Annotated in this window: 21 protein-coding genes; 5 read left to right on the top strand and 16 right to left on the bottom strand. The window is 38.3% G+C overall.

The genetic code is table 11. From position 1 onward, the window contains the following. Positions 1 to 35: 35 nt before the first annotated feature. The 10 genes from gltS to AC1M9A_RS01875 all read right to left on the bottom strand — a co-directional run bounded on the left by gltS (position 36) and on the right by AC1M9A_RS01875 (position 15201). Entirely contained in the window at positions 36 to 1259 is a 1224-nt protein-coding gene (gene gltS, locus AC1M9A_RS01920) for a sodium/glutamate symporter (protein ID WP_481587009.1), read from the bottom strand. Between the two features lie 122 nt (positions 1260 to 1381). Further along, positions 1382 to 1627, bottom strand: coding sequence for a hypothetical protein (locus tag AC1M9A_RS01915; RefSeq protein WP_481609503.1), 246 nt, complete (start codon positions 1625 to 1627; stop codon positions 1382 to 1384). Between the two features lie 220 nt (positions 1628 to 1847). After that, a complete protein-coding gene (locus tag AC1M9A_RS01910) occupies positions 1848 to 2114 on the bottom strand; it encodes a hypothetical protein (RefSeq protein ID WP_481609502.1) in 267 nt (88 codons plus the stop codon). 32 nt (positions 2115 to 2146) lie between these two features. After that, a complete protein-coding gene (locus AC1M9A_RS01905; protein WP_481609501.1) occupies positions 2147 to 3457 on the bottom strand; it encodes a hypothetical protein in 1311 nt (436 codons plus the stop codon). A gap of 75 nt (positions 3458 to 3532) precedes the next feature. After that, on the bottom strand, positions 3533 to 6172 hold the full coding sequence (locus AC1M9A_RS01900; RefSeq protein ID WP_481609500.1) for a bifunctional aconitate hydratase 2/2-methylisocitrate dehydratase: 2640 nt from the start codon (positions 6170 to 6172) through the stop codon (positions 3533 to 3535). A gap of 341 nt (positions 6173 to 6513) precedes the next feature. Beyond that, entirely contained in the window at positions 6514 to 6732 is a 219-nt protein-coding gene (locus AC1M9A_RS01895) for a hypothetical protein (protein WP_481609499.1), read from the bottom strand. Between the two features lie 141 nt (positions 6733 to 6873). Beyond that, on the bottom strand, positions 6874 to 7251 hold the full coding sequence (locus tag AC1M9A_RS01890; protein WP_035267099.1) for a hypothetical protein: 378 nt from the start codon (positions 7249 to 7251) through the stop codon (positions 6874 to 6876). 73 nt (positions 7252 to 7324) lie between these two features. Then, positions 7325 to 7759 (bottom strand): I78 family peptidase inhibitor, encoded by a 435-nt coding sequence (locus AC1M9A_RS01885; protein ID WP_180027654.1) that lies wholly within the window; start codon positions 7757 to 7759, stop codon positions 7325 to 7327. A 118-nt stretch (positions 7760 to 7877) separates the two neighbouring features. Then, a complete protein-coding gene (locus AC1M9A_RS01880; RefSeq protein ID WP_481609498.1) occupies positions 7878 to 12401 on the bottom strand; it encodes a translocation/assembly module TamB domain-containing protein in 4524 nt (1507 codons plus the stop codon). Positions 12402 to 12444: 43 nt separating this feature from the next. Then, a complete protein-coding gene (locus tag AC1M9A_RS01875; RefSeq protein WP_481609497.1) occupies positions 12445 to 15201 on the bottom strand; it encodes an autotransporter assembly complex protein TamA in 2757 nt (918 codons plus the stop codon). Between the two features lie 176 nt (positions 15202 to 15377). Between AC1M9A_RS01875 and AC1M9A_RS01870 the strand changes: the two genes are divergently transcribed. Beyond that, positions 15378 to 16697 carry an MFS transporter gene (locus AC1M9A_RS01870; RefSeq protein ID WP_481609496.1) on the top strand — a complete coding sequence of 440 codons (1320 nt, stop codon included), beginning with the start codon at positions 15378 to 15380 and terminating at the stop codon, positions 16695 to 16697. A gap of 4 nt (positions 16698 to 16701) precedes the next feature. Next, positions 16702 to 17337, top strand: a complete 636-nt coding sequence (coq7, locus tag AC1M9A_RS01865; protein ID WP_035267094.1) for a 2-polyprenyl-3-methyl-6-methoxy-1,4-benzoquinone monooxygenase — start codon at positions 16702 to 16704, stop codon at positions 17335 to 17337. A gap of 28 nt (positions 17338 to 17365) precedes the next feature. Here coq7 and AC1M9A_RS01860 read toward each other — a convergent pair whose 3' ends face one another. From AC1M9A_RS01860 to AC1M9A_RS01840, 5 genes are all read right to left on the bottom strand, one after another. Continuing rightward, a complete protein-coding gene (locus tag AC1M9A_RS01860; RefSeq protein WP_481589836.1) occupies positions 17366 to 17914 on the bottom strand; it encodes a DUF2799 domain-containing protein in 549 nt (182 codons plus the stop codon). 146 nt (positions 17915 to 18060) lie between these two features. Then, positions 18061 to 18516: a 2-amino-4-hydroxy-6-hydroxymethyldihydropteridine diphosphokinase gene (locus AC1M9A_RS01855; RefSeq protein WP_481589835.1), complete on the bottom strand. Its 456-nt coding sequence runs from the start codon at positions 18514 to 18516 to the stop codon at positions 18061 to 18063. Further along, a complete protein-coding gene (gene folB, locus AC1M9A_RS01850; protein WP_481589834.1) occupies positions 18473 to 18853 on the bottom strand; it encodes a dihydroneopterin aldolase in 381 nt (126 codons plus the stop codon). Before folB ends, AC1M9A_RS01855 begins: the two co-directional genes overlap by 44 nt. A gap of 119 nt (positions 18854 to 18972) precedes the next feature. After that, positions 18973 to 20271, bottom strand: a complete 1299-nt coding sequence (locus AC1M9A_RS01845) for an ABC1 kinase family protein (RefSeq protein ID WP_481586997.1) — start codon at positions 20269 to 20271, stop codon at positions 18973 to 18975. Between the two features lie 39 nt (positions 20272 to 20310). Then, the gene (locus tag AC1M9A_RS01840) at positions 20311 to 21090 is read right to left on the bottom strand and encodes a HesA/MoeB/ThiF family protein (protein ID WP_481586996.1); all 780 of its coding nucleotides are present in this window, start codon (positions 21088 to 21090) and stop codon (positions 20311 to 20313) included. A gap of 240 nt (positions 21091 to 21330) precedes the next feature. On the opposite strand from AC1M9A_RS01840, the gene AC1M9A_RS01835 reads away from it, so the two are divergent. Then, entirely contained in the window at positions 21331 to 22257 is a 927-nt protein-coding gene (locus tag AC1M9A_RS01835) for an N-acetylmuramoyl-L-alanine amidase (RefSeq protein WP_481609495.1), read from the top strand. Positions 22258 to 22315: 58 nt separating this feature from the next. On the opposite strand, the gene AC1M9A_RS01830 is transcribed toward AC1M9A_RS01835, so the two are convergent. Continuing rightward, positions 22316 to 23080, bottom strand: a complete 765-nt coding sequence (locus AC1M9A_RS01830; protein WP_481596903.1) for a 3-hydroxyacyl-CoA dehydrogenase — start codon at positions 23078 to 23080, stop codon at positions 22316 to 22318. Between the two features lie 281 nt (positions 23081 to 23361). Between AC1M9A_RS01830 and AC1M9A_RS01825 the strand changes: the two genes are divergently transcribed. Together AC1M9A_RS01825 and AC1M9A_RS01820 are read left to right on the top strand one after the other, a co-directional pair. Next, positions 23362 to 23715: a hypothetical protein gene (locus AC1M9A_RS01825; RefSeq protein ID WP_481586993.1), complete on the top strand. Its 354-nt coding sequence runs from the start codon at positions 23362 to 23364 to the stop codon at positions 23713 to 23715. 293 nt (positions 23716 to 24008) lie between these two features. Then, a complete protein-coding gene (locus AC1M9A_RS01820; protein WP_481586992.1) occupies positions 24009 to 24980 on the top strand; it encodes an aliphatic sulfonate ABC transporter substrate-binding protein in 972 nt (323 codons plus the stop codon). The last annotated feature ends 8 nt before the right edge of the window (positions 24981 to 24988 follow it).

Raw genomic sequence — 24988 nt, 5'->3', positions numbered from 1 at the left:
AAAACCGCCTTTAAGGCGGTTTTTTTAAACTTGTTCTATCCCAATATTCCAATGGAGAGCTGGATCACTATCGCATTTACAATATCAATGAAAAATGCACCTGTCAGTGGAATGAGTAAGAATGCTTTGTGTGAAGGACCATAGGTATTGGTTACTGCTTGAATATTGGCAATAGCCGTTGGCGTCGCACCCATACCAAAACCACAATGACCTGCTGATAAAACCGCAGCATCGTAGTTGCTCCCCATCACCTTAAATGTCACAAAAGCAGTGTATAAAATCAATACCAGCATTTGCACAATCAGAATCGTGACTAACGGACCTGCCAAATCTGCTAATAACCACAGTTGTAGTGATAACAATGCCATAGATAAATAAAGTGATAAAGATGCATTTCCAAACACGTCAATCGCACGATCAAAGATATTTACTTTGAATACATGTTCAAGCAGATTTCTCAAAATCACACCTGAACCTAGCGCCCAAACAAAGGTTGGAAGCTCAAACCATTTACCCTGACTAAAATCTGTCATTAAGTTTGCCGTGAATATACAAAGTGCAAACATACCAAGCGTCGAAACCGCATTACTTGCAGTAATTAAGCGTGTCTTTTTTGGATATTCAAATGGTGCAGATTTTAACTGATCATCCAATTGTGATTCGTTTTGATCATTGTCAATTTTGTTAGCCAGTTGATGACGTTTAATTAAAAATTTAGCAACTGGACCACCAACGATACCACCAATGATCAGACCAAAGGTCGCACTTGCCATACCCAATACAATAGCACCTTGAATGCCATGCTGGGTTTCAAGCACTTGGCCCCATGCACCTGCCGTGCCATGACCACCCGTTAAGGTGATTGAACCTACAATTAAACCGATGAGCGGATCTAAACCTAATACCGTCGCTAAACTCACCCCAACAATATTTTGAACGATCACAAATCCGATCACACAGAACAAAAATATAAATAGGGCTTTACCACCATCTTTTAATTTAACAAAATCTGCACCTAAGCCCACAGAAGTAAAGAACATCAGCATTAAAATGCTTTGAATTTGCGCATCAAATGTGGCACTGATATTAAAGAATTTAAATAAGATGAATGCTGTAATTGCTGCGACCAAACCGCCAATCACAGGTTCAGGTAAATTGTAGTTTTTAAAGAATTGGACTCGGTTGACTAGATAGCGCCCAATAAATAGAAAAAATACGGCAATCACGATGGTGCCAAAGGCATCAACTTCAAAATTCATTCTATTTCCCTAATGTTTTAATTTTAATCAATTTTCACAAAGAATTATGCTTTATTCAGCTATTGAAATGTAATTTTTCAATGATTTATAGGCAGTACATTTATTTGTACTGCCCTATTGGTTTATTGCACCTGTTTTCTTCTTTGCTCTCGAATTGATTCGTGAACTTGATCTGGCTCAACTACACCTAGGTGATGCTGATTGTAATAGCGCTGTTTATCGTATTCAGACATGTTTACTGTTTCATCTTTATATTTCTGATAACGTGCGTCTTCTTCTGAATCAGAATTTTTAATCTCCACGCTTGAACATGCAATGAGCGATAGACTGATTAAACTTAATGTGAGTATGCTTTTCATTATATTCATGCTGTGTTCATTTTTTGCTTATTCTATTTATTTCACCTTTCTAGATTGTTGCTGTCTGTTTTATTTATGGTTACGTGCTTGTAAGCTTTTCGCAGTAGTCGATTTGAATTTATATTCGATTCAGCATGACGAATCTGTGTGAATGTGTTTTAATACAGGCAGTATGAGATGAGCCTTATATGAGTATCACGAGAGTGGTACGACTAGCCCCGTTAATTTTTTAATTACGGGGCTTTTTCATGGGCTTTCTTTTTCGGTAGATGACGGTTTTTCCATATTTTTGAAACACCCACTCTTTTGCTTGTTGGTCGGTGATGTTTTCAAACACGTAGTAGTCATGATCCCATGCTTCTTGATGGAAAATGACCTTCTTCGTATAAGTTTCATTCTTTCCATCGGTCATACAAACAAAGCTGTCACTTTGGTCTTTAACTTGGCTTCCGTTAAGGAATCCACCAATGCAGAAGAAACGGGATTGTGAAGACATTGTCTAAATTTTACACCATTGTGAAATATAAACTAACTATAAGTTTTAAAGTAAATCACCTTTTCCTCAAATTCTACATCTATTTTCCTCTCATTTATAATTTTAATTATAATTGAATAATTATCATAATAATTTATATTTTGATAATCATTTTCTTTTAAATTAGGAGAAAATTTAATTACAATTTCGCCCTTATTGATTATTAATTTTGAGTCATCATGATAGTTATCTGAAACTATACTAAATAATCCATCCTCATCAAGTCCTAGAATAAACTTCAGTTTTTTTAACTTACAAAAATCATGACCTATTATCATTAGCTCAAATGATTTATTCGACTCCTCTTTTACACTTAAATATATTTCTTTAGAAACAGAATCATTACAAATCATTTCCCCTGTCTTATAGTCCCATTTTCCTCCATTTTCAGCTAAAAACTTAAAAAAAGCCTCACCCAAGGTTAAATTTTTTTTACCTATGAGATAATTTTTTAAATATTTTATTGACTCATAAAAACCATCATTTCCGAAAGTTTTTTTGCTATAAGTGCAATAGATAGTAACCATTAGATTTGAAAAATAAGCCTTCTCATTCAAAGTAGATATGTTTTCAAAGAAATTATATCTCTCAAATAATTTTTTAATTTTTAATGATCTTTCTCCCTCTGTGGAATGACCATATATTGCTAGACATAAAAGTAATTCTGGCTCTATATAAGCTTTTATAATATTAATATAACCTATCATTTTATCATCTACAGTTTTTTGATAAAAAATCTTATCAGTAATATCTTTTTCATGATCTTCCAAATATTTTAAAGTTTGAAAAATTATTAAATAAAAATTTAAAAAATTTTTAATCTCCAAATCTATTTTATTCTTTAAAAAACCCAGATCTTTTTCACTTCCATATTTTTTAATAAATACCTTAGATTCTTGAGATAAGTTGTTACTATTTTTTATTTCACCTAAAATTCCAATTAATTTAAAAAATCTATCTTCAATTTTTTGTTCTTCAATTCTAGTTTTTTCTTTTAAAAAAGTTATCAAAACAATAATTAGTGTAATTGCTGACAATGAAACTCCTAAACTTCCTGAAATAAAATCACCAATATATCCTAAGTGAACGATATAATTATCTTGTGCATTGATAAGAGAGAATTTTTCAGTGTCAATTTTGCTTACATCCATACCTTTTAGAAGTTCATCCTTTAACTCCTCCTGGTTTTTGGTTTTTTCTAATGCATTCTCAATTTTTTTACCAATTAAATTATAAATAAAAATAAAAATAAAAATAACTAATAAAATAATGGAAAATAAATCCTTTCTTAAATATTTTTTCATTAAATGTCCATAAAAAAATAAGGGCTGATTAATCAGCCCTTACTTTTAACTCATATTACTTTAATTTTCAACAAATTAAGACAATTGAGCAGCAGCAATTTTCTTCGTATCAACGTCTTTAGCAGCGTCTGTATAGTCGTTCATTTGATCGAAGTTCAAGTACTTGTAGATATCCGCAGACATGCTGTCGATTTGAGCAGCATACTGTTGGTATTCTTCAGGAGTTGGCAACTTACCAAGTACCGCAGCAACAGATGCAAGCTCAGCAGAAGCCAAGTAAACGTTCGCACCTTGACCTAAACGGTTCGGGAAGTTACGAGTAGAAGTAGATACAACAGTTGTATTTGGAGCTACACGTGCTTGGTTACCCATACATAATGAACAACCTGGCATTTCTGTACGCGCGCCAGCTTTACCATAAGTATTGTAGAAACCTTCTTCCATCAATTGGCGTTCGTCCATACGAGTTGGAGGAGCTAACCAAAGACGAGTAGATAAAGAACCACCAGGTACTTTGTCTAAAAGTTTACCAGCTGCACGGAAGTGACCGATGTTCGTCATACAAGAACCGATGAATACTTCATCAATTTTGTCGCCTTGAACCTCAGAAAGAAGTTTTGCATCATCTGGATCGTTCGGGCAGCAAAGGATAGGTTCTTTGATGTCAGCAAGGTCGATTTCATACACTTTCGTGTATTCAGCATCAGCATCAGCTTTAAGAAGTGATGGGTTCGCTAACCATTTTTCCATGTTCTCAACACGGCGTGCCATAGTACGAGCATCGCCATAACCTTCAGAGATCATCCACTTCAACATCGTGATGTTTGAACGAAGGTATTCAGCAACTTTCTCTTCAGAAAGTGTGATCGCACAACCAGCAGCAGAACGTTCAGCAGAAGCATCAGAAAGTTCGAATGCTTGCTCAACAGTTAAGTCAGTTTCCATTTCTGATAAGTCGATCTCTAAGATACGACCAGAGAAGATATTTTTCTTACCTTTCTTCTCTACAGTTAAGTCACCTTCTTTAATTGCGTAGTAAGGAATCGCATGTACTAGGTCACGTAGTGTGATACCAGGTTGCATTTTACCTTTGAACTTCACAAGAACTGATTCAGGCATATCAAGTGGCATAACACCAGTTGCTGCAGCGAACGCTACAAGACCAGAACCCGCTGGGAAAGAAATACCGATTGGGAAACGAGTATGGGAGTCACCACCAGTACCTACTGTATCTGGAAGAAGCATACGGTTTAACCAAGAGTGGATAATACCGTCACCTGGACGTAGTGATACACCACCACGGTTCATGATGAAATCAGGAAGCGTGTGTTGCATTTGAACGTCAACTGGTTTTGGATACGCAGCAGTATGACAGAAAGATTGCATTACGAGGTCAGCAGAGAAACCTAAGCAAGCTAAGTCTTTCAATTCGTCACGCGTCATTGGTCCTGTTGTATCTTGAGAACCAACAGTTGTCATCTTAGGTTCGCAGTAAGTACCTGGAAGTACACCTTGACCTTCTGGAAGACCACAAGCACGACCAACCATCTTCTGAGCAAGCGTGAAGCCTTTGCCAGTTGCAGCTGGTTGAACTGGAGTACGGAACAAGTCAGAAGCAGGAAGACCCAGTTCTTCACGTGCTTTAGTAGTCAAGCCACGACCAATGATCAAGTTAATACGACCACCCGCACGTACTTCGTCTAGAAGTACTGGAGTTTTTAACTCAGCTTCAGCAATTTGAGCGCCATCTTTGAACGCTGTAACTTTTGCAGTCGCTTTGTCAATCTTCAACGTGATTTCGTCACCCATGTTCATGTTAGCAACGTCGATTTCAACTGGTAACGCACCAGCGTCTTCCATAGTGTTGAAGAAAATCGGAGCAATCTTAGAACCTAAGCAGTAACCGCCTTCTTTCTTGTTCGGAATGTGAGCGATTTCGTCACCAAAGAACCAAAGTACAGAGTTAGTTGCAGATTTACGAGAAGAACCTGTACCAACAACGTCACCCACGTAAGCAACTTGGTTGCCTTTCGCGATTAACTCTTTGATTTGGCTTAATGGACCAACTTCACCAGGAACTTCTGGGTTAATACCATCACGTACGTTTTTAAGCATTGCATTCGCGTGTAACGGAATGTCTGGACGGCTCCAAGCGTCTTGCGCAGGTGACAAGTCGTCAGTGTTAGTTTCGCCAGTAACTTTGAAAACTGTAAGTTTGATTTCTTCTGGAACGTCTTTACGGCTAGTGAACCATTCAGCGTCAGCCCAAGATTGAAGAACAGCTTTCGCGTTTTCGTTACCTGCTTTTGCTTTATCAGCAACGTCATGGAACGCATCGAAAACAAGAAGTGTTTTCTTAAGCGCTTCAGCAGCTAAAGCACCAAGCGCTGCGTCTTCTAATAATTCTACTAAAGGAGCAACGTTGTAACCACCAAGCATAGTACCTAGTAAGTAAACCGCACGCTCTTTAGAAACTAATGGAGAAGTCGCTTCACCTTTCGCCAAAGCAGCCAAGAAAGCAGCTTTTACATAAGCAGCTTGGTCAACACCTGCTGGAACACGGTTTTCAAGCAAATCAACTAAGAATGCTTCTTCGCCAGCTGGTGGATTTTTTAATAATTCAACTAATGCAGCTGTTTGAGCGTCATCAAGTGGCTTCGGTGGGACTCCGAGTGCGGCACGTTCTTCAACGTGTTGGCGGTAAGCTTCTAGCACGGTGTTATTCCTCTTCTTTAAAAAATTACTTGCAATATCCTGCTTATAAAGCCTGCAAATAATATGGACTGCTAAATTTTACTAAAATTCCGGTTAAAAGTTAATGCAAGAAGAGTGTTTCTTTGTGATGACCATTATTTTCTTACTAAATGATCTCTCTTCTGATTACTCATTGCTCAATATGTTGTTTTATCGAACAATTCTGACATTAACATGAAGCTTTTACGGATCTGAAATAAATAAAAGGCAACAAGATGTTGCCTTTTAAATCCTTTTTTGACTATTCAACCTTAGTGGACAGTCGTGCGACCTAAATATTGTTGCAGACTTTCTCGTGTTCCTTAGAATCTGACCAGAATTTCATCATCATGTAGCATGCGGTGTTCGGCACAGGCAAAACTAATGTGTACCTGATAAATTTTGGCATGTTCATTGATCATATTTTTAAGATAGACTCGATCCCCTAAACTTAGGACGTAATGGCTGCCATTAATTACTGCAACACCATTGGCATCTTCAAGCAGAAGATCGGCATTATTCAGGTATGCGACCACTTCCATTGTTCCGCTCCTTTTGTTTTATTTATCTTATTTTTATATAAGCTTTTCTATTTTAATGCTAATTAAAATTTGTAATTAATTTCAACAAAAAAAGGGAAACTTACGCTTCCCTCTTTTTATGATCAATCTTTTTGTAGCGCCTTAAAACTGTTTGTAGTCAGGCAGATTATCTTTATCGTAAGGAGTGGCTAAACACTCATCCGTTGCTTCTTTTTTGAATTTAGCCATTAATGCATCACGATCCACTTCTAATTGATTCGCAGGATAAGCATAAACCTTCTCAATTTGAGCATCTACAAATTTCTTCGTCGTCGGATCGGTCAGTTTAGAAGCATGTTCGACCGCCGCAGTTTTCTCGATACCATTTTGACGGTCTAGCAAAATAGAGCGTGCAGCATTACCAATACTGGTACAGTAACCATGCCAGACTTCTTCAGGGGTTAGTGGCTTTTTTTCTTCACAAGCACTGAGCAAAACGGCTGAACCAAGTACAGCACCCAGAATCACGAATTTGTTCATACATCTCTCCTGTTGCGGCTATGATAATCGAGTTAAACCGAATAGGAAATCGTGCAATGACATTTCTCGTTCATTAACCGCAGCTTGAACGAATAATTTTATTCTGATCATCCACGGTTACTGTAATACGATCATTTCGATAATCCATAGTAACCAGATCATTTGGTCCGACCCGGCGAATAATTTTGGCTTTGGTTTTATTCAAAATCTGTTGATCATCAAGATTATGCATACCGACTATTTTTTTCGCTTCTTCAGGCTTGCAAATATTTTGATGATGTCTAAATAACTCCCATTCTTCTACTACAACGCCATCTGGCAACTGGCAATAACCCACTTGACCATTTGCCTCATCGCGTATTTCTAATTTTCCACCTTGTTGAACACAAAATTTGCTTGCAGGATTAGCCATTCCAATTTTTGGAGTAAGTTGCTCAGTTTGAGTGGTTTGACAGCCCGCCATGAGTGTTGCCGCTATCATCGCGATGAATATTGCAATTGTTTTCATTTTTTAATTCTTTCTTGTCCGATAAATTTTAAGTCTAGCATTTTAACAATAGGGCTTAAATTTAATTTCGGTTTATACAGTGAATTAAAAAAGGCTTCGATTGAAGCCCTTTTACCTTTTAGAATCGCCAATTGTAGAAAATATCAATGGCTTTTTCTAAAGACTGACTTGCTTCCAAATAGAGTCTTTGGTTCATCTGATATCGTAGCGTCAATTTATTGACTGGCGTAAAGACACCAACACCATAACGGATATATAAATCAGGGGTCAGATAACCTGTCACACTCACTTGAGTGTCATCACCTGTTCCTTGCGCATCAAGAGCAAGACCACTTAACCCAAATGTCTGTCCAATTTGATTGGTTAAAGCACGTGTACCACCAAGCCCTAAACTAATCCCCGCTGCAGCAATGGTATTGTTCACATCTGATTTAAAGCCTTCTGCTTGACTCAAGCTACTAGAACCTTCATTAATTCGACCTGTAATCAAGGCATTCATCGCCTCTTGTTCAGACAACCCGGCATCATTAAAGACTTGGATATTTGGACTGCTTGCAGTTCCAGTAACACGCACACCAACTGTACTGCCTGAAATGAGTTTACTTGCTTCAACCTCAAGGGTTGGGTTAGACAATGCACCATTGAAACGCGCAATTGCACGACTTAATTCTAAAGACTGCCCATAAGCTTCAATAGTAACGCGCTTACTTACACCAATCGCACCATTGGCACGCATGGCAGTTTCTAAACCGCGTTGCGTTAAGTAAATTCGCCCTAGCAATGGAATACGACTATTAAAGCCTTGGAAAATCACTTGGTTTCCTAAATTTAATTCTAAGTCAGCGCGGATATCCCATGGCTTTGCAGCCTTAAGTACCGCGAGTTGATTATCACCTTCACGTACCACTCGAACATCGGCGGATAAAGGCACTACGGATGCGCTCGATTCTGGCATTGAAATCAGCGCACGCGGAACTTCAACTTTACCATTCAAAGTTAATTGCTTACTGACGGGACGTGCATCTAAATCCATTTCAGTGTTCACAACAGCTGTGATTAATGGTGCTTGGCGAATAAATAAATTATCACCTTTGAGTTTTAAACGAATTCTAGGATCATTTTTCCAATCGATATCACCCGTTAACTTACCCACACCTCGACCACTATTGAAAGCGCCATCGATCGTCGCTTGGTTTTGACGAATAGATGAATACAGCTGAATATTCGTGAGATTAACAGGTAACGAAATCATGCTGATTGAACCATTTTTAAGTCGCATTTCGCCGTTAAATAACGGTTGAGTCAATGTCCCACTGATTTTACCTGCAAGGGATAAATTACCATCGATTTTACGCACATCCGAAATGAATGGTTTTAAAATTTTCAGTTGTACTTGACTCAGAGCAACTTCACCACGCATTGGTTTCGAATCAACAAATGGATTCACCACAACATTTGCATATCCAGTCCCAATATTCGGAGCTTTCAAATCAGCACGAAGTAATAATCCTTCACGAATACTTCGTGCAATAAGACTTACTTCATCGTAGTTCATCGTGGTGCTGATATCATCTGGATCGGCAGCTGCTAGACCGACAACACCATTACGCGTAACAAGTTTGGCATCGATTTTTGGTTGAATGCCTTGCCCCCAAGACGCTTTAGCATAACCATCCAATTTACCCGTAATTGCGAAACCTTCAGGCATAAATGCGGCAAAGTCACCAAGATCTAAATTCCGACTCACAAATGAGGCGCTACCTTTGGTCTTACTCACACGTAAGGGCTGATCAAAGCAAAGTTGGCTTTGATTACTGGTCCAGCAATGAGCACCCACAAATAATTCAGTTTTCGCAGTATTATAAATCACAGGTGCAGGTTGGGCCTGTTTCAAATGCACCCGTGCAGAGTCAAAGTCACCTTTTTGAATTTGACCTAACCAATCATTCGCAGGATTAAATCCACCTGCCAGTTGCACATAAAATTTAGACAGCTTGTTCGAGGCTTGCACTTTCAATAAATGTGCTTTTCGTGTACCAGCAATTGAGACTTCAGCGTTTTGAATCTCACGATTGCCACTTCTTAAACTGTCCATTCTTGCAGTTAATGCAGTAGGCACTGTGTCTGAAGTTGGTAATTCCCCTTGGATGTTGAGTGATTTGATACTGACAAGATCATTGAAACCAAAGTTATTCACCCTCACATTCGCAGTTGCAGACAATCTCGGTTGAGACTGCACGTTAACAAAACCTTGCGCACGACCACGTAAACCAGGATAAAGCTCAAATAATGCAGGCGCGTCAATCTTAACGCGAAGATTCTGAGCATTCCCTTCGGCTTGAATCTGATTCTGCGCATACACCAAATACAAATTATTGGCTTCAAACTGTTGTGGTAGGAAACCTGTCTGATTCGAATTAAGAATAACAGCAAGATTACCTTTTGCTCTCAGCGGTTTTTTATTGATCATGCCAGCGAGATTGAGTCGATCAATATTAATTTTTTTCAAACGATCTGACCAAACACCATCCGTTTTGATATTACCTGAAATTTCCCCTTTAACACTTGAAACAAAATAATGAGGCTTAAAGCGTATTAAAGAAGCATTAATGTCCCATCCGATTCCATTGGCTAAATTGACTAAACCATTGGCATTGATCTGACCCGCAGCACCCTGATGTTTAAATTCGGAAATATTGATGCGCTGAGGTGTGCCTGCTACACGTATTTTAAGCTGACCATCCCCTTGTGGCAGTTGGCTTGCATGTAATGCACCATCATAATTGACTGCGAAGCCTTTAAAGCCACCACCCGACTTTTCATCATGTAGAAGAATGGCTGCTGTACTTGAGCCAGTCAGCTTAATTGTTTCCGGTGGATTTTGATTGGCAAGTTGACCTGAAAGATTGATCTGATTTAACTGAATAATTTGCTGGTTAGGTCGAGCAAAGCCACTCGCTTGAATTTGTCCATTTAATAAATTTACAGGAACAGCAGAACTGATGGTTTGCGGATTAAAGTCTTTTGCATTAAGCACCGCATTCCACTTCAACTGTCTTTGATCAGATGGTAATTCAACCTTGGCATTTGCTTGTAAAGATCCTTTTCCATCTGCTTGATAGATAAATGAAGGAACATGAAGATCATTCCCTTTAAGGTCTAATTGGGCATTGTATTTGCCAGCAGGTAAAGTTCCTTTTTCATTTGCACCAACTACGGTTGCCACATGAATATTTTGTTGACCTTCAACTAAAGCAAGTTTTACATCCCCAGATTCACTACTTAACCAACCAATGTACGGAACAGCACGATCAATATTTTTCCAAGCGACATCTAGCAACATCGGATTCGGTTTATTATTTTTTTGTTCAGCTTGATTAAGATTTAAATTCCATGTTTCATATTGGTCAAAATCAATAAGTGCTGTGAGAGCTAATCCCTTCTCTAACGACCCAGCTGAGGCGATTTTGGCATCCAAACGTTCTGGCAGAAAATCTTGCACCACTTGTGGAATCACTTTATCTTTTGGATTGATTTTATCTAAGCGACCTTGCACATCCCAAGTGACTTTATCCTTCCACCCAACGACACCCGCAAGATTCAGCGCCCCGTTCATCAATTGACCATTCAGGTTTGAAATATTCAATTGATTGACGAGATCTGTATGCGCAAGCGCAGTATATTGTCCTTGAGGAATATTTTTACCAGAAATATCGGTGTTAATATCCAAATTCAAACGTTGGATATCTCCAGAAAACTTAGCAACTCCTTGTTTAGATAAGAGCTCCTGCTCTAGCATTAAAGGCCAGTGATAATCTTTAAAGTTTAAAGCACCTTGCATTGGTACATTTTTTCGAACTGGATGTACCACTGCCCAACCTGTTAATAAATCAGGGGTACGTGTGGCAATGCCCGCTTGAATGGTATCTAAAGAGCCTTTTGCATGGACATAAATATCCTCAACGTTGATCGACTTTAAAGATGGGAGTCTTACAACCGCTTGCGCATCTAACGGATATTTACCTTTAAAATCCATCTGACCTGTTGCTTTTTTTACAGACAAATAACCCATATCAAACTGCGAATCTTCAAACTTAAGCTCAGTACCTGACCATAGTGCTTCGTTTAGGATAATGTCATTAAATTGTACTTTAGAACTTGAAGTCTGAATGACCAATTGATCGATATCTGCTTGATCAACACGTAAAACAAAAGGGAGTTTAATTTCACTAAACTTAAATGGCTCATCACTTGGCGGTGACTTGTTAATGACACGCAAATTTCGGACATCGGCACGATTCAAATGAATTTCTTTATCTAATATGGCACGCCAACCCAAAGTGACATCAGCTCTATCAATTTTCACATCAACTGATTTCAGCGTCACCAATACATTTTTTAGAATAATGCCTTGAAGTAAATTTCCACCTTCATATTCATACTGAATAATCTGTTGAGTGGACAAAGCACGGTCAAGTAAGAATTTACTGCCTTTGTCTGTTGAAAACATTACGGCAAGCGAAGCCACAAAAAAGATCAGAATAAATAAAATGATCAGCAATACACGGCGCAATAAACTTCGCTGTGGCGTCACGTTTTGATCAGGTTGTTGCTCAGGTTGCTGCTCGATGTCTTCAGCCATACTTATTCCAAAAAATGATTGAGTACTTTTATTATCTTAAATATTAAAGTTGCGGCCCGATAAAGAAATGTAGACGAATCGGTTTACCAGGATCAGATATCCCCGATGCCACATCTAGACGAATTGGACCAATTGGAGAGTTCCAGCGGATTCCTGCTCCTATGCTATATTCAGTATCATTGGTAAATTTTTCATCATAAGCATTACCAAAATCACTAAATAACGCGGCGCGCCAGCCTTCTTTAAATTGGTAATTGTACTCTAAAGTCCCAATCGCACGCGCTTGACCTCCGACTTTATATCCAAATTCCACAGGGGACAAACTCTTATAGTCAAAGCCTCGTAGACTTTGGTCACCCCCTTCAAAGAATCTCAAGTTATAGGGCACTTTTTGAAAATCTTCTGTGATGATATAACCGAGGTTTGCCCCACCAATGAATTGATGATCATTGTTACTGCCTAATGAATATAAAAATTTCCAGTTCGCATTTACAATCGCCATATCAGCATCGGATAGCAGGCTTTCACTCCCCAATTGGATTTTGTAGTTTTGTTTAAATCCTTTTGTCGGATTTAATCGATTATCACTGGTGACTTTAGTGGCTTCATAACCAAGTAATAAAGATTGCTGCTCATCATTACCCGTTGCAACGACGAACTCTGGAATTTCATCCCAATTGGTATCTGGGTCAAGTGTCTCAGGAATATCACCTTCAATCGTCATACGATCTAGACGATAACGCACACCAAAAATATGCTGCCAATCACGACGCGCACCTTTAATAATTCTGTCAGCTCCGGCAACGGCGGATTCCACAATGAGATTTAATCCATTCCCAATTTCATCACGATCTTCACGCTCGTAACCACCAACTAGACTGACATAATCATTTAATGGGTGTTTATATGGAATATTATAGCGACCATCAATCGATTGTCTGACTTGTGACAACTCCAAGTTTGCATCAAATGAATGACCACGTTCATTCACAATAGAACGGCGGTACTGACTTCGTAAGCGCACACCGGTATCAGTACCATAACCAATACCCGCTTCAACACTATTTAATTTATCCGCATTCAATGTCACGATGACAGGGATTTTTTTCTCTTCACGTGCTAAGGCTTGTAAACGCTCAGTTTCTTCCTGCTTGGCTTGCGCTTGATTATCAGCATCATTACGCTCTTGCAAAGTACGACGTTCATTTCCACCCGCAAATTGAGTTTCATCTGCCACATTCTGCGTGACTTCTTCTGATGAACTTGCCTGTTGTTCAGCCTTTTCTTGACCTGTTAATAAACTTCTATCAATTTTTTGCTCATCCACTAAAGCCTGCAAATCAGGTGCGAGTTCAAGCGGCTTAATAATTGGATCAGGTTTAACAGCGTCAACAAGGCTATAGTTAAAATAACGTGAATTGGTTAAGTTGTTGGCTAATACATTTACACGCCATGCGGTAAAGTCTGCACCTTCTTGCCAAGGAGCTAAGGTTCTTAAAATATCTTCACGAATCGGTAATTTTTTTGATGGATCACTCATTCTAAACTGCACATCATCCAGCTTATAACGTTCACCTGTTTCCATCTTCAAATTTATATCTGCTTGATTTTGAGGGCGGGCCAACATGACATCGTGCATTCGCCAATAATAATCAAAGAAACCGTTGTTATTCGCCGCTTCAATGATTCGAGCTTTTGTCGCTTCGTATTTACCATGATCGAAAATATCACCCACCTCCAAATCAGGAAGCACTCGAATCACTTGCAATTGAGCAAGATTCTCCCCAGGCCCAGTAAATTCAATATTTTGTTCTCGCACCACTACTGGATTATGAGGTGTGACATTGACACGCACTCGGTTATCACTGACTTTTTCAAACTTAAATTCAGCATCGTAATAACCTACGGCTTGTGCAGCTTGGACAGTCATATTACGGAGTTGCGGGACGGCAGCATTGAAATCTGAAAATGACTCAACAGTGAATGATGATAACTTTGCTTTGATATTGTCCGCGAGTGGTTTAGGTGCGCCCGTAACATCTGCGGTAATACGTGGAACAGCAGCGGGCTGATTAAGACGTGGAGGACGTATTTTGTAGAAAATGCGTTTAAACACATTTACTTTTTCTGGTTCTTTATTTTCAGGTTCTTGGGTTTGAACGGATAATGAACGTCCTTCCACATTTTCAGACACCTCAATCTGACGATCAGACTGAATATTTTGCATCAACTGATCAATGTTGACTGGCGCTTTTGTTAACTCAGCTTCTGAAATGTCATTCGCAGGTAGATCTTGTACTTGAATGGCTGGAGTCGTCAATCCCGATCTGAAATTTTGCGCTTCCTGCTTGGCTTCTTCAGCGACTGATAAAATTTCATTGGCAAGTCGAGGGTCCACACTCTCCTCAGGCAGCAACTCCAAATCATCAAATTCTATCGGCTTGAATTGCTCTTGTGGACTCAATTGCTCTTGCTGCTGAAGCATTTCATAACTATTAAAATCATCTTGCCCACTCAACTGATCTATTTTTTGATCAATACTTTCAATTTTTTCTTTTGACAATCCCTGTTGCTGCGCAACGTTTTCTATTTTTTGTTTATTATTTTCGATGGCTTGTACGGATGTCGCAGGCTCAAGCTCCTGACTTGATACCACTGTGTCAGCTGCAAATAACACAGGTGAAGAAAGAGCACCTAAAAAAACACTTGCATATAACCATTTATTGATATCATTTGATATCCATGTGTGCTGTACACATTGGGAAAGTAATGATTTTTTAAATTGTGTTTTCGATGGCATACTGCGCTCTGAATACTTTATATTTTAAATAGAAAATACGGATTTTTCATTCAAGCTAACTGAATCAAATTTCTAGTATTTTCAAAATTTTTAGGATGAAAATATGATACATGATTTTCCGATATTGTTACTAAATCATCACATTTCTTAATAATTTTTAAAAAAGCTGAATTGTCATGCAAAAACAAGAGCATCTACTGAGTTCGCGCCGTTTTTCACCTATGTTTTTGACTCAATTTTTTGGAGCCTTAAACGATAATGTCTTTAAACAATCCTTATTGCTTGTCATTACCTATGGTTGGATTCAACAACAGACCGCAAGCGTAAGCACACTGAATAATCTAGCTGCACTTCTCTTTATTCTACCTTACTTCATTTTTTCAGCGACTGCAGGACAAATTGCAGACAAATACGAACGCTCTTTCTTGATTCGTAATATCAAATTGCTTGAAATCTTGATTATGCTGATTGGTACTGCTGGATTTTTACTCGGCAATTTATGGCTATTGTTATTTGCATTGTTCCTCATGGGTACACACAGTACCTTCTTCGGACCGATTAAATACGCCATTCTCCCTGAAATATTAAAACCAAATGAATTGATGTCGGGTAATGCTTTATTTCAATCAGGTACTTCCATTGCAATATTGATGGGGATGATCTTGGGTGGTGTAGTGATTTCAAACTCTGAAGGCAACTTAGTTTGGATCAGCCTGACGGTCGTGACCATCGCGATACTTGGTTATAGTTGTAGTCGCTTCATTCTCAAACAAAAAGTCCGTGAAAATCATATCAATGTCGATTGGAATTTCTTTCGAACCAGTTTTCAAACCATACGTTATGCAAAAAGTTTACCCCTCATCTTTACCATTTTATTGGGTAATTCTTGGTATTGGTTTTACGGCGCGACTTATTTAACTCAAATACCTCAAATGACTCAGCAAAATCTGCACGCTAATGAAAATGTGGTTAGCCTCCTCCTTACCTTTTTTTCTGTGGGTATTGGTGTAGGTTCATTGCTATGCCGAAAAATTGGTGGCTCAGAGGTCAATATTAAAATGGTGCCTATTGGTGCAGTAGGCTTAACCGTTTTCGCCTTCTATTTAGCAGGAAGTTTAGCCTTTGTTCCTGAAAGGACTGGAGATTTTATTGGCATATCAGACATGTTTAATTCTGGTATGATTTATTATCATGTGATGATTGCAGTTACTTTATTGGGGATCAGTGGTGGTTTTTATATTGTTCCGCTGTATGCCATGATGCAAGCCTATTCACCGTGTTCACATCGTGCTCGCGTAGTGGCTGCTAATAACATTATGAATGCAGTATTCATGGTGTCTTCTGCTATATTCTCCATTATTATTTTAAGTATCTTAAGTATTGATATTAAGATTCTATTCGGTATTACAGCAATATTGAGTGCTCTGTACACGATTTGGTTATTAACACGCTTAAAACCAATGTTAAAAAATGCTCAAATTGATTTAGAGGATTAAGGTTATGCGTCACTACACAGGTCTAGATAAATTTATCCATTCATTTGATCAAGCACTGCGTAGTTTGGTACCAGGCACCACCACCTCACAACGTGAAAATCCAGCAAGTCAAGCAGAGACTCATCTCGCAGTGAGTGAAGCAAGGCATGTTGCTGGACTCATGCGTGTTAATCACAGTGGTGAAGTCTGTGCTCAAGCGCTTTATCACGGTCAAGCATTGACAGCTAAGTTGCCTAATGTTCGTCGTGAAATGGAGCATGCCGCGATTGAAGAACAAGATCATTTAGCATGGTGTGAAGATCGTTTAAAAGAGTTAGATAGTCATACAAGTCTACTTAATCCTGTATGGTATGGTCTTTCTTTTGGTATGGGTGCGATTGCAGGTATTGCTGGTGACAAATACAGTTTAGGCTTCGTTGCAGAAACTGAACGTCAAGTGAGTCTGCATCTGCAACACCATCTCGATCAACTCCCACCACATGATGCCCGCTCTCGTCAAATTTTGACACAGATGAATCATGATGAACTTCAGCATCGAGATACTGCACTAAATGCAGGTGGTGTGGAATTACCAGCTGCGGTCAAAATCGCAATGACGGGTATATCCAAACTCATGACCAAAACAAGTTATTATATTTAAAAAAAACGCGGCTCATGGGCCGCATTTTTTATAGATGATGGAATCGTCTAAACTTATTTAATTCACGCTCAGCATGATTGAAATTCAAATCTAACCGCAATTTATCCTGCTTTAAGGACTTTATTTTCTTAAGATACTCTTCCCGCTTTTCTTTGGTGATTTTGTCATCCAGTAAGTAGTCTCGATAAGTTTCAATTTCTTTATCTTTAGCATCTTTGTCTTTCTTAGAACGATAGTACTGATCGGCCACATTATAAAAGGGTGCTAATTGGGCATGTAACTCTGATGGACAAACCCTATACCCACCTCTTCCATCCAAAGCTCCATCGAAAATAACTTCGGGTTGACAATATGAACGAAGCCCAAGTTGGTAACCTTTTTCATATAACTTGTGATCAGGTTCAATATTCACTTTTGAACAGGCTTTTTGATGTTTAACAATGCGATTCGAATAACCACTGCTTCCATCTTTTTCACCTATTTCCGACCATTGAGCAGTTCGACACTCTTGAGGGGAAAGCGTTGCACAACCTGAGAGGAACGCCAAAATTGCGCTTAACACAATAATTTTATACATCTTCTTGATATGGAGCTTATTTATTTTGAAGTGGCGTATTATAAAAATTAGTCCATTTAAAAGAAGCTGATTATTGTTACATCACAGCCTATTTCCGTATCAAAGACATATTTGATCAATGCTACCGTTGGACTATTCGGCGAAACTCATCCTATTTTAGAAAATGAACCATCTAGTGACACTTGAGGAAAATGATGCGCTTCATGCTCAAATAATGGATTTTCCCAAATATCAAACATTGGAATTTTAACATCTAAGGCTAATGGCATTTTTTTTGGATTAAATTGCATATTTTGGAGCGTATTTCCCCATGCAATGAGATCTACATCCAAAGAAATATCATGTGACGGACGGACTCGACCAGAAGCTTTTTCCAGCGCTTTTAAAAGATTGGTAATTTCATTGACTTGCCGCTTTGATTCTAATAAACATGCAGCATTCCAATAATCTTGTCCAACACCATCTCGACAAGGTATGACATAGATAGGAGAACGCGTAATACATCCCAATGACGCAATTTGTTTTAATGCATTCACCAGATGATTGTGCGGTTGGCTATTACTCGCCAATGCTAGCGCATAAATCATTACGGTGTCTTTCAAGACGAATTCCTACTGAATTAGCTTGTGGAATAATAGCAGGCTTACGCACAGTAATTTGGATAGACTCAATTGCTGGATATTGTTCAAACAAAGCTTTGAGGACAATTTTTGCAGCAAATTCAATTAATTCAGGTTGAGCTTTTTGAATCGTCTGAGTCGCGATTTCACAAATTTCAGCATAATTTAAAGTATCAGCGAGAAGATCTGAATTTGATGCCTGCTCTAAATCAGTCGCAATATGAAGATCAAGCAATAATGGTTGAATGATTTGCCGTTCCCAGTCAAAACATCCGATGACTGTTTCAACTTTCAATCCTTCAATTAATATGGAATCCATCTTCAATCATGACCTTTTCGTAAACTATCAAACAGTGATAGCACGCTTGACGGGAGGCGATAAAAGCAAATCCTCTTCTATTGAGGATTTGCTGTGATATTTTAACACTTGTTTAAGATTTAATGTTTCAACAAAAGATTAGGATCGATTGTTTGTACCATTTGTAAGCGCTGATCTGCATAAATATCAGTGTACGGCGCAAGAATTCTCATAAAACGATCAAAATAAAGCATTTGTTTAAACAACAATGCGAAATCCCGTGGAAAACGGATGCCATGACGCTCACCTACAGCCACCATATCCATCATGATGTCATTTAAGTCGGCTGGATTAGATGACAGAATTTGCTGAGGATCAGCTGTGAGTACACCACTGAATAATCGCTCTAAATCGTTTGCCAAAACTGTTGTATCAATTTGCGTATTGGTCATGCCCATTTTCAGCATATTTTCTGCCATCAATGGATAATTGGTATTTTGCAATGCATCCATGAAAGCAATACATGCCGTCCATACTTCAGGCTTTAATTGTCCCACAATACCAAAATCAATGAATCCAATGCGACCATCATCCAAAAGCATGAGGTTGCCAGCATGTAAATCTGCGTGGAAACTTTCACACATCATCAAACTACCAAACCATGTGTTCATGGCAGTAATCAAAACCTGTGATGGGTCTTTAGAAACTTGACGAACCACATCGAAATCCGTCAACGGCACGCCATAAAGACGCTGCATTGTCAGGACACGACGTGTTGAATATTGATGATATACCTTTGGTGCAGTCGCTTTAGTATTTTGAGTAATGTGCAGATAATTAACAAAATCATCAATATTTTTTGCTTCTTCAATAAAATCAACTTCACGAACCATACGTGTTTTGATTTCTTCAACAATATCCGCAAGTGAAGCAAATTTTACTTTAGGAACTGCCTTCTCTAGAATCTTGGTCGCCCAATGTAGGACATTTAAATCCGTATAAAGGATAGTTTCAACACCAGGTTTTTGGACTTTGATCACGACATCTTCGCCGCTCACCAATTTAGCAGCATGCACTTGTGCGATCGAAGCAGAAGCTAATGGCGTTTCATCAATAGATGCGAAAATTTCACCTAAATCGCGACCGTCAAACTCAGCATTCAAAACACTTTCAATATAGCTAAATGGGAGTTTAGGTGTCTGATCTAAACACCCTTGAAATTCCTCAACATATTCACGTGGAAATAATGAAGGCGTACTGGCAATAAACTGTCCCAACTTAATATACGTTGAACCAAGTGACTCGAAAGTTTCGCGCATTAATTTCGCATTACTCGGTTTTTCTGTCGCGTATTTAATCCCTGCTCGCGCAGCAATGACCGCAGTTTCACCTACACGGGCCACTGAGCGTAAACCATCTAACCAAATATTATTTTTCATAATGTCGATATTAAATTTCGATATGTTGAGTGTAGCAAATTAAATTGTCTTTGCGGATTGACTGATGTGACAGATTTGACATTCTTTATCCTTGTCAAAATTCAAAATTCGCTGTTGCATGTTCCTTCCATTCCATAGAAGGATCTTCTGTTTTAATGGTGTTAAATTTAACCCCAGATATAATAGCGCATGATGTGCTTGCATACTTGCCATCAGGTTAGGAGTTGTTGCTAAAACTCCTGAATCTGCACACCTTAAACTCTCATCTGCATGATCTTCTTTAGGAAAAAGACATTCATAACATGCTGATTCACCATCCACCATAAATAACTGCCCCTGCAAACCAATCGCAGATGCACTAATGAGTGGAACATTCGCATCCTTACACATTTGATTGACCAAATAACGGGTTTCAAAATTGTCACAACCATCTAACACAAGATCTTGCTGTGTAATCAGTGCGGCAGCATTATTAAAATCAAATTTAGTATTGATGTATTCAATCTTAATATAAGGATTAATTTGAGAAATTTTCTTGGCTAACACTTCAGCTTTGTAAAAACCCACATCATGATGATCAAAGGCAATTTGTCGCTGTAAATTACTAATTTCTACAGTATCAGCATCGATGAGTGTCAATTTACCCACGCCTGCTCTCGCCAATAACTCTGCAGTCAAACACCCTATTCCACCACAACCAATAATAAGCACATTGGACAGCTTTAATCTTTCTTGTGCATCAATATCCCAATCCTCTAGTAATATTTGTCTTGCGTACAACTGTAGCTCAACATCACTCAGTTCAATGCTATCACTCACCTAAACACCCTGATTACATGCTTGTATAAGCCTATGATACCGAATAAATAAGCAGTCTATTCATACAATTCTGAAGATAATTTTTACCCTAGAAGATCTGTACCTTATTGTTACAATTCGAATAGGTTTGTTTAATTTTTCTTATTTTATTTTGTACTATTAATAAACATAATCTCAATAATTGCTTCACTAGCAATTAATTTTAAAAACATCTAACTCCAATAAATGACAGTCATACTTATGAATAAAAAAATTTTTGCACTCGCTACATTATTAGTTTCGAGTTTATTCCTGACGGCATGTAAAGATGAAAAGATCACCAACATTACATACGTCAATCAAGGTTCGGATACCCAACCAGAATATATAGAAAGCACGCTTTATGATCTGGACGAAGAGAATGCTTCACCCAATCAAGACAATCGGCAAATGTTCTTGATTCTGCACTACACAGCAGTATCTAAAGACGAAACATTGGCTTTGTTTAAAGATCCTAATTTCCCTGCCAGTAGTCACTATTTTGTACCCGAATTACCAACCAATGGTAAATTTACTGTGTACCGTCTTGTGCCTGATGATAAAATAGCTTGGCATGCTGGCACGAGTTCTTGGCAGACCAACAGCAGTTTGAATGCCTCAAGTATCGGCATTGAAATTGAAAATCTCGGTTTCCCTGCAGACGATGAACAACTCCCTTTGATGCAACGTCGATGGTATCCATTTTCATCAAAACAACAAATCGAAGTCCTTGCAGATATTATTTTAAAAATAACTAAAAAATACGAGATCAGACCCGACCGAATTTTGGGGCACAGTGATATTTCTCCAGGTCGTAAATTTGATCCAGGTCCACTATTTCCTTGGAAACGTTTACATGAAGACTATAACATTGGTGCTTGGTACGATAACGACACTGTAAATTATTATCGTACCTATCATCCTTGGAAGAATGATATTGCTTCGTTACAAAGCAAATTGGCATTATACGGTTATAACGTTCCTGTCACTGGTCAATATGATCAAGTCACTCAAAATGTTGTATCTGCATTCCAAATGCATTTTTATCCTGAGAAATATGATGGTTTCGCGGATATTGAAACTGTAGCCCGCCTTGATGCATTACTTGAGAAGTATCGTAATGTAGCTCGTCCGGCGATTACACCATAAAGCATCTGAGATCAGTTTAGTCGTCTATTTAAGTGAAGACTAAACTGATTTTCATATATTATTTTGGCGCCATACGAATTGCGCCATCCAATCGAATCACTTCACCATTTAAATACGAATTTTCAAAGATATGTCCAACCAGTTTCGCAAATTCTTCAGGTTTAGCTAAACGTGGTGGGAATGGAACCATCTGTCCCAATGCATCCTGCACATTTTGCGGAAGACCTTTAAGCATCGGAGTTTCCATGATCCCAGGTGCAATAGTCATAACACGGATCTTTTCGCGTGCTAACTCACGCGCCAATGGCAAAGTCATACCAACAACAGCGCCCTTAGATGCAGAATATGCAGCCTGACCAATTTGACCATCAAAAGCAGCAACTGAAGCCGTGTTCACAATGACACCGCGTTCTTCCTCTTCCCCCGAAAGCGCATACTGTGACATTAATTGCGCAGCATATCGCAACATATTAAAGGTTCCACTGACGTTGATATTCAGTACTGTTTGGAACATATCTAAGGCATGCAGGCCATCACGACCAAGCACTTTAGCTGATGGTGCAATACCAGCACAGTTGATTAAACCATTTAATTGTCCATATTTTTCTTGTATGTGTGCAAAGAATGATTCAACTGCTTTTTCATCAGTTACATCTAGTTGAATAAATTCTGCACCAATTTCTTGACCCGTTTGCTCGCCCAAAGATGCATTCATATCAACAATTACGACTCGAGCACCCTGCTGTTGAAGATAAGCTGCTGTCGCCGCACCTAACCCAGAAGCGCCACCTGTAACAACAATCACTTTTCCTTGAATATTCATAAATCCCATTATCCATTTTTAGTTTTAGGTTGGCTTTAGGGTAATCTTCCTCCAATACGGATTCAATTTATTCAGTGACCAATTGGTCTAAATAATTCAAAATAGATATAATTTAATATTTATTTTATATAAAAATAAATCACCCATGACAATTTTTTTTGCCTTAATGACATGATTTAAAAACCATGCAGTCATCGATATTCTTTTGAATTCGGCTAATATTTAAACTATTTTAATCTTATTCATTTCGGCATTTTGCCATATCTCCTAAAGGTTCAATCATGTTTAAAATGATCGATGTCTTAGAGCAAAATTTTGCTCAAACTTTCACCCATGCACTTAATCAAGATTCAGATCAAATTTCAGAGCAGCTTCAAATGAGCATTCTGAATGCATCCGAAATAGATTTAAAAAATGCAATCAATCAATTCCTAGACACTCAAGATGCAAGTGAAACTGCACTTGCATTAGATATTTCAACTGATCGTCTTAATGAACTGAAATCTGGTATTGCGTTAAAAGATGCTTCAAAAATTTCGGACACTTTAAAGGTAGTAGCGCTATGCTTGGCTTTGGAGTCAGACTCATTAGACCTTCTAGAAGTGAGCGATATTTCAACTGAGTATTTCGTATAATGTAAGTATTGAGATCAAACTGATATGGTTTGGTCTCATTTTCACTCTTAGCCTTGCTATATTAAATTATGTGACCTTCATCTCATTGCATTAATTTATATAAAGTTCTGATAAATCACTATATTTTCACAAAACCACAATATTTATAAAATATTGATTTGATTTCAATGTGTTAACTCATAATTTTAACTTTATCAAAATTTGTTCTTTTAATATCTCATTTTCTTTTTTGTCACAAATCACCTGAAAGGCTATTTATATCGAAAATTTAGCGAATTAAATCAGGTACTTCAATGAAAAAATCGATATCTCCATTGAAATTAGGACTGTTGGGTTTAGTAATTAGTGTTGTTCATAGTGGAGCTAATGCTGCCCTCCCTAAGGAAATCAAACTGGATTATGCCTATTATGCTCCTACGAGCTTAGTGGTTAAAAATCAAAAGTTATTAGAAAAGGCTTTACCCAATACCAAAATCAAATGGGTATTTAGTCAAGGCAGTAATCGCTCCTTAGAATATCTCAATAGCGGCAGTGTTGATTTTGCTTCAACAGCTGGTCTTGCCGCTGTATTAAGTCGTGCCAATGGTAGCTCTGTTAAAACAGTTTATATCCAAAGCCAACCTGAATGGACAGCTTTAGTCGTGCCAAAAGACTCCCCGATTAAATCCTTAAAAGATCTAAAAGGTAAAAAAATTGCCGCAACAAAAGGAACTGACCCATTTTTATTCACGCTACAAGCTTTAGATACCGTTGGATTGAATAAAAAAGATGTACAGCTTGTTCATTTGCAACATCCAGATGGCAAAACGGCGTTAGAGCGTAAGCAAGTGGATGCTTGGGCTGGCTTAGACCCTTTGATGGCATCAGCTCAAGTTCAGTCGGGTGCAAAACTGCTTTATCGTAATGTAGGCTTTAATAGTTATAGCGTGTTAAGCGTCAAAGAGCCATTTACTCAATCTAGCCCAGAAGCAATTGAAGCCGTAATTAAAGCGTATGAGCAAGCACGTAAATGGGCAAAAGCCAATCCAGATAAACTGGCGCAGTTACTCGCCACTGAAGCTAAACTACCTTTAGAGGTTGCAAAACTTCAGCTTCAGCGTACTGACTTTAATCAAAACATTCCTACAGCCCAACACATTAATGCACTACAAAAATCCGGCAAAATCTTGACTGAAGAAGACTTAGTTCGTAAAGGAACAAATGTAAATCAAGTTGTTCAACAGTTATTTAATGCCTCATTCGCTCAAAAAGTGGTGACAAAATAATGGCGATC

This window comes from Acinetobacter sp. ANC_7634 (assembly GCF_056779875.1).
Note: the sequence above shows the minus strand (reverse complement) of the source record. Positions and strands in the feature narration are given on the sequence as shown.

Coding starts and splice junctions, on each gene's coding strand:
- gltS (WP_481587009.1), bottom strand. CDS start 1,259: ATGAATTTTGAAGTTGATGCCTTTGGCACCATCGTGATTGCCGTATTT.
- AC1M9A_RS01915 (WP_481609503.1), bottom strand. CDS start 1,627: ATGAATATAATGAAAAGCATACTCACATTAAGTTTAATCAGTCTATCG.
- AC1M9A_RS01910 (WP_481609502.1), bottom strand. CDS start 2,114: ATGTCTTCACAATCCCGTTTCTTCTGCATTGGTGGATTCCTTAACGGA.
- AC1M9A_RS01905 (WP_481609501.1), bottom strand. CDS start 3,457: ATGAAAAAATATTTAAGAAAGGATTTATTTTCCATTATTTTATTAGTT.
- AC1M9A_RS01895 (WP_481609499.1), bottom strand. CDS start 6,732: ATGGAAGTGGTCGCATACCTGAATAATGCCGATCTTCTGCTTGAAGAT.
- AC1M9A_RS01890 (WP_035267099.1), bottom strand. CDS start 7,251: ATGAACAAATTCGTGATTCTGGGTGCTGTACTTGGTTCAGCCGTTTTG.
- AC1M9A_RS01885 (WP_180027654.1), bottom strand. CDS start 7,759: ATGAAAACAATTGCAATATTCATCGCGATGATAGCGGCAACACTCATG.
- AC1M9A_RS01880 (WP_481609498.1), bottom strand. CDS start 12,401: ATGGCTGAAGACATCGAGCAGCAACCTGAGCAACAACCTGATCAAAAC.
- AC1M9A_RS01875 (WP_481609497.1), bottom strand. CDS start 15,201: ATGCCATCGAAAACACAATTTAAAAAATCATTACTTTCCCAATGTGTA.
- AC1M9A_RS01870 (WP_481609496.1), top strand. CDS start 15,378: ATGCAAAAACAAGAGCATCTACTGAGTTCGCGCCGTTTTTCACCTATG.
- coq7 (WP_035267094.1), top strand. CDS start 16,702: ATGCGTCACTACACAGGTCTAGATAAATTTATCCATTCATTTGATCAA.
- AC1M9A_RS01860 (WP_481589836.1), bottom strand. CDS start 17,914: ATGTATAAAATTATTGTGTTAAGCGCAATTTTGGCGTTCCTCTCAGGT.
- folB (WP_481589834.1), bottom strand. CDS start 18,853: ATGGATTCCATATTAATTGAAGGATTGAAAGTTGAAACAGTCATCGGA.
- AC1M9A_RS01845 (WP_481586997.1), bottom strand. CDS start 20,271: ATGAAAAATAATATTTGGTTAGATGGTTTACGCTCAGTGGCCCGTGTA.
- AC1M9A_RS01835 (WP_481609495.1), top strand. CDS start 21,331: ATGAATAAAAAAATTTTTGCACTCGCTACATTATTAGTTTCGAGTTTA.
- AC1M9A_RS01830 (WP_481596903.1), bottom strand. CDS start 23,080: ATGAATATTCAAGGAAAAGTGATTGTTGTTACAGGTGGCGCTTCTGGG.
- AC1M9A_RS01825 (WP_481586993.1), top strand. CDS start 23,362: ATGTTTAAAATGATCGATGTCTTAGAGCAAAATTTTGCTCAAACTTTC.
- AC1M9A_RS01820 (WP_481586992.1), top strand. CDS start 24,009: ATGAAAAAATCGATATCTCCATTGAAATTAGGACTGTTGGGTTTAGTA.